We start from the raw sequence: 10,673 nt of genomic DNA, 5'->3' as shown, positions 1-10,673 counted from the left end.
TCCGCCACTTCCGCATGTATTTTCTTATAAAGAAAATGGTGGCTATGCCCTGATTTGAACAGGGGACCCCATCATTATGAGTGATGTGCTCTAACCAGCTGAGCTACATAGCCATTGGCTGGAGTACCAGGATTTGAACCTGGGAATGGCGGGATCAAAACCCGCTGCCTTACCGCTTGGCGATACTCCAACGAAATGATTATTTTAGTTCTTATCGAGAACATGGTGCGGAAGGAGAGACTTGAACTCTCACATCCGAAGATACTGGAACCTAAATCCAGCGCGTCTACCAATTCCGCCACTCCCGCACATTAGGGTAGTTAGTTTTAAAGTTGCTAATCAACTTGAAAAAGCATGGTGGCTATGCCCTGATTTGAACAGGGGACCCCATCATTATGAGTGATGTGCTCTAACCAGCTGAGCTACATAGCCATCTCTTTTTCGTTCATCACCATCGCTGGTGCGGGGCGTATTATGCGTATATGCCCCCATGCCGTCAACACCTTTTTTCGAAAAAATTTCGTATCACAGATTGTTTGCAGATAAATTAAGCGAAACGGCCTGTTTTTATACCAAAACAAAAAGGAAAGTACAATTATCGACAACAACCAAGGTTAAAAAATATAGGCATGCTTTGTACCTTTTAAGGTAAAAAACGCAATAGGGGCGTTTTTGATATAGATAAAAGCGTCGAGCGGACACAAAAAAAGCCCTGAATGAGGGCTTTTTTAGTCATTGTATAAGAAATGTCATTAAACGTTGAACAAGAAGTTCATCACGTCGCCATCTTTTACGATGTAATCTTTACCTTCTTGACGCATTTTACCCGCGTCTTTTGCACCGCTTTCACCTTGGTATTCAATGTAGTCATCAAAACCAATAGTCTGTGCACGAATAAAACCACGTTCAAAGTCAGTGTGAATTTTACCAGCAGCTTGCGGTGCCGTTGCGCCAACAGGAATGGTCCATGCGCGCACTTCTTTTACACCCGCAGTAAAGTAGGTTTGTAATTTAAGAAGTTCGTAACCGCCGCGGATCACTAAGTTAAGACCTGGCTCTTCAAGACCAAGATCAGCCATGAACTCAAGCTTGTCTTCTTCTTCAAGTTCTGACAGCTCTGATTCAATCGCAGCACATACTGGGATCACAACCGCGTCTTCAGCAGCTGCAATTTCACGTACTTTGTCTAAGAATGGGTTGTTTTCGAAACCATCTTCTGTGACGTTGGCGATATACATTGTCGGTTTGATCGTTAAGAAGTTAAGTGGCTTGATAGCAGCAAGTTCTTCTTTAGTTAGCTCTAAAGAACGCAGTGTTAGGCCTTCATCAAGGTGTGCTTTAACTTTTTCTAATACGTCGTTTTGGAATTTAGCTTCTTTATCGCCGCCTTTTGCTTTTTTAGCATTACGTTGTGCTGCGCGATCTGCTGCTTCCATATCTGATAAAACAAGCTCAGTATTGATAACGTCAATATCATCAGCAGGGTTAACTTGACCCGAAACGTGTACGATATTTTCATCTTCAAAACAGCGAACAACATGGCCAATGGCATCTGTTTCGCGAATGTTTGCTAAGAACTGGTTACCAAGACCTTCACCTTTTGATGCGCCTTTTACCAGACCGGCAATATCAACAAATTCCATCGTTGTTGCGATGGTCTTTTGTGGATTAACAATCGCAGCCAGTTGGTCTAGACGAGGATCCGGAACGGCAACAACGCCTGTGTTTGGTTCGATTGTACAAAACGGAAAGTTTGCGGCTTCGATCCCCGCTTTAGTTAATGCATTAAATAGGGTTGATTTACCAACGTTTGGTAAACCCACAATGCCACATTTAAAACCCATAATTTTGAACCTTCAGTTAATCAAATTGTTGCCGTATAAAAATACTTTACGGCTTAAATGAATGTAGTCTGTTTTGTGCTTTTAACACACCGTCTTTCGCTAAAATTTCCATGCAACGAACCGCTTCATCAACGACCGCATCAATTTTTTCTTGGTCAGCTTTTGGTGCTTTACCTAATACCCAGCCCGTGACTTTATCTCGGTGGCCCGGGTGACCAATGCCTATTCGCAAGCGCATAAATTCTTTATTATTGCCAAGCTTAGAAATAATGTCTTTCAAGCCATTATGTCCACCATGACCACCGCCTTTTTTAATTTTGGCGATGCCAGGGTCCATATCCATTTCGTCATGTGCAACGAGAATGTTTTCAGCTGGAATTTTAAAAAAGTTTGCAAGGCTTGATACCGCTTTGCCACTTAAATTCATATAAGTGGTGGGAATAAGCAATTTGAATTCTTGATTATTGATAAGAACTTTGCCTGTCAGGCCATGATACTTAGAGTCGGGTTTGAGAATGCAATTGTAGCGCTTTGCCAGTTCTTCTATGAACCACGCACCGGCATTGTGACGAGTGTTTGCATATTCGGGGCCTGGATTAGCCAGGCCCACAAGCATTTGAATATTATTCAAGGTGTTAACACCTTAAAAATTACTCAGCAGCTTCTTCAGCTTCTTCAGAAGCAGCGCCTTTAGGAGCGTTTAAAGTAACAACAGCTTGGTCGTGGTCCGCACCTTTAGCTAGTTCTACTGAAACAACACCTGCAGGTAGTGCAACGTCAGATAGGTGTACAGTTGCACCTACAGCGATTGCAGCAACATCAACTTCTACGAACTCAGGAAGTTGAGCTGGTAGACATGTGATTTCGATTTCTGTTACGTGGTGAGCAACAGTGTTACCGCCTTTAGTAGCAGCGTCTTCGTTGATGAAGTGTACTGGTACTTTAGTGTGGATCTTCTGAGAAGCATCAACACGTTGGAAGTCTAAGTGAGTGATCTTAGGCTTGTACGGGTGACGCTGGATGTCTTTAACGATAGCTTCAACAGACTCACCGCCAATGTTTAGCGTAAGGATGTGAGTGTAGAAACCTTCGTCTTCTTGCATGTGGATCACTTTGTTGTGATCTAGAGTAAGAGAAACAACTTCTTTGCCCGCACCGTAAAGGATTGCAGGAACTTTATCAGCGCGACGTAGGCGGCGGCTCGCACCAGTACCTAATTCTACGCGTACTTCAGCGTCTAAAACGTATTGTGACATAACTGTCTCCAAAATATATAAAGTTAATAATGTCAGAAAACTCGCGACCAAATTTTCTGGCGTATACCTATCAAGCTGACAAATTTTGTCTGCCCAGTAGGTAAAAAAGGCGCGCTAATATAGCACTATCATGGCTAGATTAAAACCATTAGAGCAATAAAAAAGCACCAAACGGTGCTTTTTTATTTAATCTTGCAATGAATTAGTGTTCAAACATTGCCGAGATTGATTCTTCGTTGCTGATACGGCGAATAGTTTCTGCCATCATGTCAGCTAAGGTTAACACTTTAACCTTATCAATTGCGCGAAGCTCGTCAGACAACGGAATAGAGTCTGTTACGATCACTTCGTCGATAACTGAGTTACGTAAGTTCTCAGCAGCATTACCAGATAATACTGGGTGAGTAGCGTAAGCAAATACGCGCTTAGCGCCATGCTCTTTTAATGCTGCAGCGGCCTTACATAAAGTGCCACCTGTATCGATCATATCATCAACAATGATGCAGTCACGGCCTTCAACGTCACCGATGATGTGCATAACTTGTGACACGTTTGCTTGAGGACGACGCTTGTCGATGATAGCAAGGTCTTTGTCGTCAAGTAGCTTTGCAATAGCACGCGCACGTACTACGCCACCAATGTCAGGTGATACAACGACGACATCATCAAAGTCACGCTCTTTCATGTCTTCGATAAGTACTGGGCTACCAAATACGTTATCTACTGGCACATCGAAGAAACCTTGGATTTGTTCTGCATGTAGATCCACAGTTAAAACGCGGTCAACACCTACACTTGATAGGAAGTCTGCTACCACTTTTGCAGTGATAGGCACACGTGCTGAACGAACGCGGCGGTCTTGACGTGCATAACCAAAATATGGGATCACTGCGGTAATACGGCCCGCAGAGGCACGACGAAGTGCATCAACCATAACGATAAGTTCCATTAGGTTATCGTTTGTTGGCGCACAAGTTGATTGAATAATAAAGACGTCTGAACCACGTACATTTTCATTGATTTGAACGCTGATCTCACCGTCACTAAAACGGCCTACAACGGCATCACCTAACTCAATAAATAAACGTTTTGCAACTTTTTGAGCTAGCTCGGGTGTTGCGTTACCAGCGAAGAGCTTCATGTCGGGCACGGTAGGGTTCCTCAGGCACTGAATTTTTGGACTAACATGCAAAGACTAAAATAGCACAGTCAATACAGGCTAACTTAAACTAATTTACTTCTCTTTGTTTAGCCACGTAGCTAATTGCTTGTGAGTGATCGACTCACGTGCACTTTTGGCTACAAAGCCTTGCCAAGATGACGGCATTTCCTGGAGTACACGCAGTGCTGTTTGCTCGTCATCAAAAACTGCAAAACAACAACTTCCAGTTCCAGTCATTCTTGACGGCGCATATTTTAGCAACCACGTCAGGGTCTTTTCAACCTCAGGGTAAAGCTTTTTAACTAACTCTTCGCAGTCATTTCGTGTCTCGGCCATTTTCCAAGGGGTTTTTAGTTTCGGTGTACTGCGTGGTAAGTCTGGATCAGTGAATACTTTCACTGTGCTGACATGAACGCCTGGAGCGATAACTAAATACCATTTTTCCGGGTATTCAAATGGAGTCAATTCTTCTCCAACACCTTGGGCTAGCGCGGTTTTACCATGAATAAACACGGGGACATCTGCGCCTAATTTTAACCCTAATTCAGCCAAGTCTTGAATAGAGAGTGAGCAACCCCAGAGTGTATTTAAAGCAAGCAAGGTTGTCGCAGCATCAGATGAGCCACCACCAACACCTCCGCCCATCGGTAAGTGTTTCGTTAAATGTACGTTTACCCCTTTTTTCACCTTTCTATATGGAAGCAATGCGTTTGCAGCTTTAAAAATGAGGTTGTCTTCTTTGTTAATGCCAGCCACATCACCGCAGATAAAAATCTCATTTTGGTCGATTAACTCAAATCTCAGCTCATCGCCAAAGTCGAGCATTGTGAAGAGACTTTCAAGTTCGTGGTAGCCATCGGCTCTGCGATCATTAATATGTAAAAAAAGATTGAGTTTGGCCGGGGCTGTTAGGGTGAGTTTATTCATTAGGAGTCGAACTGCCATGCGTTAATTTGAATCTTTATCGTAATGTCTTGATGGGACAATGTCAGTCTTGCGGGCAGGGACAAACCATCGAAATTACGGTACCGTTGATACTTTATGGTCCATATTTTGCCCTGCTTATCTTGCCAACTAGCTTGTTTAACTCGGCCTGTGCTATCCAATTGGAAGTCATTTTCAAAGCGAGTCGCAGTAAACCAACTTGGCGCTTGCTTGATTGGCAACTGCCAGCCACTAACACGATGAATTAGAGGACCACTCTCTGGTCCTGTATATGACTTGCCATCGATGACTAGCTCACTATACTCTGCAAGCTCGGTCATTTTTAATATTTGCGTGCCAATGAAGCTCGTGAGTGTGAGCGCTTGTTTGTTATTAGTATACTGCCAATTAAAATTCACAGACTGGCGATCATCAGGTGCAATAAAAGCAATTTTGCCACGGGCCTGCCATTTGTTGTACTCAACAAGGGTATTTAGAGCCGATTGTCCCTGTACTGGGTGCTTGGGTGATTGCGCACAGCCACCTAGAAACAAAAAAAACATGAGCAAAATCAAATGAAATTGTTTCAAATGAGGTTCCTTACTTTCCATATTCGATTGATTTTTGGTAAAATTGGCCGCTTTAAAGCAGGGCTTGGGCAACACTGGCATTTATGACCATCATCGCACTTGGTATTAATCACAAAACCGCTTCCGTTGAATTACGTGAAAAAGTCGCATTTTCACCAGAGCAATTGTCTCGTGCTTTGGAGCAGCTCAATCGGTTATCAGAGTTTCATGAATCAGTGATTGTGTCTACCTGTAACCGTACCGAAATCTATTGTAGCCTCGACAATGATAATTCCCAAGCGCTTCTCGGTTGGCTGGCAGATTTCCATGATATTTCGCAGCAAGAGTTAGCGGATAATGTTTATATTCATCAAAATCAAGATGCGGTAAACCATTTAATGCGAGTTGCATGCGGTTTGGATTCATTGGTGTTAGGTGAACCGCAAATTCTTGGCCAGATAAAGCAAGCTTATAACAGCTCGAAGCACCATCATGTGATCCAGCCCATGTTTGAGCGCTTATTTCAAAAAACCTTCTCAGTTGCAAAGCAGGTACGTACTGAAACTGAGATTGGTGCCAGTGCGGTATCCGTTGCTTATGCTGCGGTGAATCTAGCAAAACATATCTATGGTAAGCTCGATAAAACAAAGGTCTTGTTGATCGGGGCAGGTGAAACCATAGAGTTAGTTGCCAAGCACCTCTCTCAACATCACCCACAGCACATTACCGTTGCAAACCGAACAATTGAGCGTGCTAAAAATCTAGCCGAGGAAATTGGCGGGGATGTCATTTCTCTTGCTCAGTTACCAGATGAATTACAGCATGCTGATATCGTGATAAGCTCTACAGCAAGTACTTTACCGATAATTGGTAAAGGGGTGGTAGAACAAGCGTTAAAGCAAAGAAAGTATCGTCCTATGTTGTTTGTTGATATTGCAGTGCCAAGGGATATTGAAAGCCAAGTCAATGAACTCGATGCTGCTTATTTATATACGGTTGATGACTTACAAGCCATCGTTAATGAAAACATCGCAAGTCGCGAACAGGCGGCAACACAAGCGCAGGCGATCATTGATGATAAAACCAGAGAGTTTGCAGATTGGCAGCGCTCTTTAAAATCGGTTGATGTGATCCGTCAGTACAGGACATCAGCACAGGAAATAAAATTAGAGCTCGTGGAAAAGGCTGTAAATCAGCTACAATCGGGTAAAGATTCAGAAAAAGTCTTGCTTGAGTTGGCTAATAAGCTCACAAACCGACTTACTCACGCCCCTACGCACGCTATCCAAAAGGCAGCAAAAGATGGGGATACAGAGCAGTTAATATTGCTTAAGCAGGCATTAGGTATTGAACAGGAATAATATATAGATGAAAGAGTCTGTCTATCGTAAGTTAGAAACCCTAGTTGAGCGTCATGAAGAAGTTGAAGCAATGCTAGGCGATCCAGAAGTGATTGGCGATCAGAACCGCTTTCGCGCACTTTCTAAAGAGTACTCAGAGCTTGAAGATGTTGTAAAAACATTTACTGCTTATCAGCAAGCACAAGAAGATGTCGCTACAGCAGAAGAAATGTTGAAGGATTCAGATCCTGATATGCGTGAAATGGCGCAAGAAGAATATAAAGAAGCAAAAGCGGCGATTGTTGAGTTAGAAGATCAACTACAAGTGTTGATGCTGCCAAAAGATCCAAAAGACGACAACAATGTCTACTTGGAAGTACGAGCTGGTACGGGTGGTGATGAGGCGGCTATTTTCGCAGGTGACTTATTCCGTATGTACAGTCGCTACGCTGAAACGCAAAAGTGGCAAGTAGAGGTGGTAAGCGCTAACGAAGGTGAGCACGGCGGTTATAAAGAAGTCATTGCCAATATCAAAGGTGATGGTGTGTATGGCAAGTTGAAGTTTGAGTCAGGCGCACATCGTGTACAACGAGTTCCTGAGACTGAATCACAAGGTCGTGTTCATACCTCCGCATGTACGGTTGCTGTTATGGCCGAAATTCCAGAGGCAGAAGCAATAGAAATCAACCCTTCAGACCTCAAAGTAGATACATTTAGAGCGTCAGGTGCCGGTGGTCAGCACGTCAACAAAACAGACTCTGCTATTCGTATTACGCACATTCCAACCGGTGTTGTAGTTGAGTGTCAGGATGAGCGTTCTCAGCATAAAAACCGAGCGAAAGCGCTTTCAGTATTGGGGGCACGACTACAGCAAGCTGAAGATGAGAAGCGCCAAGCTGCAGAAGCCAGCGAGCGCCGCAATCTAGTTGGTAGTGGTGACCGCTCTGAGCGTATTCGCACCTATAATTATCCGCAAGGTCGTATTACAGATCATCGTATCAACTTAACGTTGTATCGCTTAAATGAAGTGGTCAGTGGTGAACTGGGCGCGATCATTGATCCACTTCTTATTGAACACCAAGCAGATTTACTTGCTGCGATGGGTGATGACTAAGGTGACCCTGCTGTCCAATGCCCAAGCAATTGCTTGGGCAACGAATCAATTGTTCGAGCACTCAGATTCTCCCAAACTCGACGCAGAGGTACTGCTACTGCATATCCTCGACAAGCCTAGAAGTTACTTATTTACATGGCCTGAAGTCGAACTAACAGAACAACATCAACAATTATTTAAAGAATATATTGCACGGCGATTGCAAGGCGAGCCTGTTGCGCATATTACAGGTGAAAGAGAGTTTTGGAGCTTATCGTTTTATGTTAACAACAGCACGTTAATCCCCAGACCAGATACAGAGACTTTGGTTGAATATGCTCTTGGCTTGGCATTACCTGAACAAGCAAAAGTGCTCGATTTGGGCACTGGTACAGGCGCAATTGCTTTATCTTTGGCGTCTGAAATGCCCAATTGGCAAGTATGGGCGGTCGATTATTCTCATGATGCAGTAGCGCTTGCAGTGCGGAATCAACAAAGGCACGGCTTAAATAATGTGACTATTGCGCAAAGTGATTGGTTCTCTAATGTACCTGAGCAGCTTTATGACCTTATAGTCAGCAACCCTCCCTATATCGAATGTGATGACGTTCATTTAAAACAGGGAGATGTCCGCTTTGAGCCTTTGTCAGCGCTGGTTGCACCAGAAAATGGTTATGCTGATATTCGCCATATAGCTTCGCAGGCTAGAAAATACCTACGCCCAGAAGGATTTATTTTGGTCGAACATGGGTTTGAACAAGGTTGCGGTGTCAGAGAGATTTTTGCACAAATGGACTATCGCAATATACTTACAATAAAAGATATGGCAGGCTGTGATAGAGTAACTTTGGCACAAATGCCTCAGTGATGCGTTGAATGCATTAATATTTTTAATTACAGCCCGCGTCAAACAAGCGTTAAGGACTCTCTATGGATGATTTTTTGTTTTCAGATGAGCCAACCGATGTCATCGAAACGGAACAAAGTGGCACTTGGAAAGTCATTATTGTCGATGACGAACCTGAAGTACATGCAGTCACAAAACTTGCATTGAGTGATTTTGAGTTTCAAAAGAAAAAGCTGGAATTCCTCAGTGCTTATTCTGGTGAAGAAGCAAAGCAAGTGGTTGTTGAGCACCCAGATGCAGCCATTGTGTTGCTGGATGTGGTGATGGAAACTGACGATGCGGGTCTAAAAGTCGCGCAGTTTATTCGGGAAACGGCAAAAAATAACAATATTCGAATTATTCTTAGAACGGGGCAGCCTGGACAAGCCCCCGAGCGACAAGTGATCGTTAACTATGATATTAATGATTACAAATCTAAAACAGAATTGACTGCGCAAAAACTGTTTACAGTAGTGATGTCTAGTTTGCGTTCCTACCGAGATATTTTGTCTATCGATCAATCTCGTCAAGGACTTGAGAAAATCATTACCGCTTCACGCGATATTTTTGCAACACACTCAATCGAGCAATTTATCGAAGGCGTTATGCAGCAATTGACCTCGCTGCTCGGTACAGTTGATGAAGCCATGTATGCAACCTCCCTAGTTGCCAGCAATGAACCTGACACATGCAGTGAAGAACTCGTTGTATTTACTGGGCGAGGAGAGTTTGCAAAATGTGAAGGTAAGCCGATTGAAGATGTTCTCAACGAAGAGCAAATTCAAGCGTGTAAAAAAGCCCTCAATGAGAAAAGCATCGTATACAAAGACAACTATTTATTCTCATATTGCTCAAGTGAGTATAATCATGCATCTATGTTGTTTGTGTCTGGGATCCCTGAGTTTTTAACCGATACGCAAAAGCATTTAATCGAAATTTTCTCTCAGAATGTGCAGTTGGCATACGAAAATGTGCAGTTGCAAGCTGAAATTGAAGATACACAGCAAGAGCTAGTTTACCGCCTCAGTGAAGCATTAGAAATGCACTCGACTGAATCCGGCAATCATGTAAAACGTGTTGCATATATTTGCCATGCACTTGCTGTGGGCTATGGGCTTGGAAATAGAGAAGCAGATCTCGTTCGGATAGCGTCACCTTTACATGATGTTGGCAAAGTTGGCATTCCTGACGCCATACTAAATAAACCTGCAAAGCTTGATGACGAAGAATGGACCGTGATGCAAAGCCATGCCAAGAAAGGGTATCAATTACTACGAGACTCGAAGCGGGAAATAGTGAATGCAGGGGCTATCATTGCTAGAGATCATCATGAGAAGTGGGATGGCAGTGGTTACCCAAAAGGCACTAAAGGTGAAGATATTCATGTGTTTGGACGTATTGTTGCCTTAGCTGATGTATATGATGCACTGCGTCATCGTCGCTGCTATAAAGAAGCATGGGAGCTACCTGATGTCATTAAAGAAATTAATAATCAAAGCGGAAAGCACTTTGACCCGAAATTGGTTAATGTTTTTAATGAGATCATAGATGAGCTAGAAGATATCTTGGTGCGTTACCCAGATAAAGTGTGAGGTTGAT

The 10,673-nt window shown here is 43.3% G+C and carries 10 protein-coding genes and 4 tRNA genes; 4 read left to right on the top strand and 10 right to left on the bottom strand.

Translation table 11 applies throughout. The features are described 5' to 3' along the window. Window positions 1–36: 36 nt before the first annotated feature. From QNM18_RS07420 to lolB, 10 genes are all read right to left on the bottom strand, one after another. A tRNA-Met gene (locus tag QNM18_RS07420) sits at window positions 37–113 on the bottom strand. A gap of 2 nt (window positions 114–115) precedes the next feature. Beyond that, window positions 116–190: transfer RNA gene (locus tag QNM18_RS07415), tRNA-Gln, on the bottom strand. 33 nt (window positions 191–223) lie between these two features. After that, window positions 224–308 (bottom strand) — tRNA-Leu (locus QNM18_RS07410). Between the two features lie 47 nt (window positions 309–355). Continuing rightward, window positions 356–432: transfer RNA gene (locus QNM18_RS07405), tRNA-Met, on the bottom strand. Between the two features lie 320 nt (window positions 433–752). Beyond that, the gene (gene ychF, locus QNM18_RS07400) at window positions 753–1,844 is read right to left on the bottom strand and encodes a redox-regulated ATPase YchF (RefSeq protein ID WP_039608386.1); all 1,092 of its coding nucleotides are present in this window, start codon (window positions 1,842–1,844) and stop codon (window positions 753–755) included. A gap of 46 nt (window positions 1,845–1,890) precedes the next feature. Then, a complete protein-coding gene (pth, locus tag QNM18_RS07395) occupies window positions 1,891–2,475 on the bottom strand; it encodes an aminoacyl-tRNA hydrolase (RefSeq protein ID WP_039608387.1) in 585 nt (194 codons plus the stop codon). 19 nt (window positions 2,476–2,494) lie between these two features. Continuing rightward, complete coding sequence (locus QNM18_RS07390) at window positions 2,495–3,100, bottom strand: 50S ribosomal protein L25/general stress protein Ctc (RefSeq protein WP_284136771.1); 606 nt, start codon at window positions 3,098–3,100, stop codon at window positions 2,495–2,497. A 202-nt stretch (window positions 3,101–3,302) separates the two neighbouring features. After that, on the bottom strand, window positions 3,303–4,250 hold the full coding sequence (locus QNM18_RS07385) for a ribose-phosphate pyrophosphokinase (RefSeq protein WP_023397324.1): 948 nt from the start codon (window positions 4,248–4,250) through the stop codon (window positions 3,303–3,305). 84 nt (window positions 4,251–4,334) lie between these two features. Continuing rightward, window positions 4,335–5,189, bottom strand: coding sequence for a 4-(cytidine 5'-diphospho)-2-C-methyl-D-erythritol kinase (gene ispE, locus QNM18_RS07380; RefSeq protein WP_211012075.1), 855 nt, complete (start codon window positions 5,187–5,189; stop codon window positions 4,335–4,337). Further along, window positions 5,189–5,776, bottom strand: a complete 588-nt coding sequence (gene lolB, locus QNM18_RS07375; RefSeq protein WP_284136770.1) for a lipoprotein insertase outer membrane protein LolB — start codon at window positions 5,774–5,776, stop codon at window positions 5,189–5,191. Before lolB ends, ispE begins: the two co-directional genes overlap by 1 nt. 83 nt (window positions 5,777–5,859) lie before the next feature. On the opposite strand from lolB, the gene hemA reads away from it, so the two are divergent. The 4 genes from hemA (at window position 5,860) to QNM18_RS07355 (ending at window position 10,666) form a co-directional block, all read left to right on the top strand. Next, window positions 5,860–7,116, top strand: coding sequence for a glutamyl-tRNA reductase (gene hemA / locus QNM18_RS07370; RefSeq protein WP_211012077.1), 1,257 nt, complete (start codon window positions 5,860–5,862; stop codon window positions 7,114–7,116). Window positions 7,117–7,123: 7 nt separating this feature from the next. Continuing rightward, on the top strand, window positions 7,124–8,209 hold the full coding sequence (prfA, locus tag QNM18_RS07365) for a peptide chain release factor 1 (RefSeq protein WP_023397320.1): 1,086 nt from the start codon (window positions 7,124–7,126) through the stop codon (window positions 8,207–8,209). Continuing rightward, window positions 8,202–9,056 (top strand): peptide chain release factor N(5)-glutamine methyltransferase, encoded by an 855-nt coding sequence (gene prmC / locus QNM18_RS07360; protein WP_417714789.1) that lies wholly within the window; start codon window positions 8,202–8,204, stop codon window positions 9,054–9,056. Before prfA ends, prmC begins: the two co-directional genes overlap by 8 nt. Window positions 9,057–9,118: 62 nt before the next feature. Next, the gene (locus QNM18_RS07355) at window positions 9,119–10,666 is read left to right on the top strand and encodes a DUF3369 domain-containing protein (RefSeq protein WP_211012079.1); all 1,548 of its coding nucleotides are present in this window, start codon (window positions 9,119–9,121) and stop codon (window positions 10,664–10,666) included. Window positions 10,667–10,673 lie beyond the last annotated feature (7 nt).

Source organism: Pseudoalteromonas obscura, from assembly GCF_030135505.1.
Lineage (GTDB): Bacteria > Pseudomonadota > Gammaproteobacteria > Enterobacterales > Alteromonadaceae > Pseudoalteromonas > Pseudoalteromonas obscura.
Note: the sequence above shows the minus strand (reverse complement) of the source record. Positions and strands in the feature narration are given on the sequence as shown.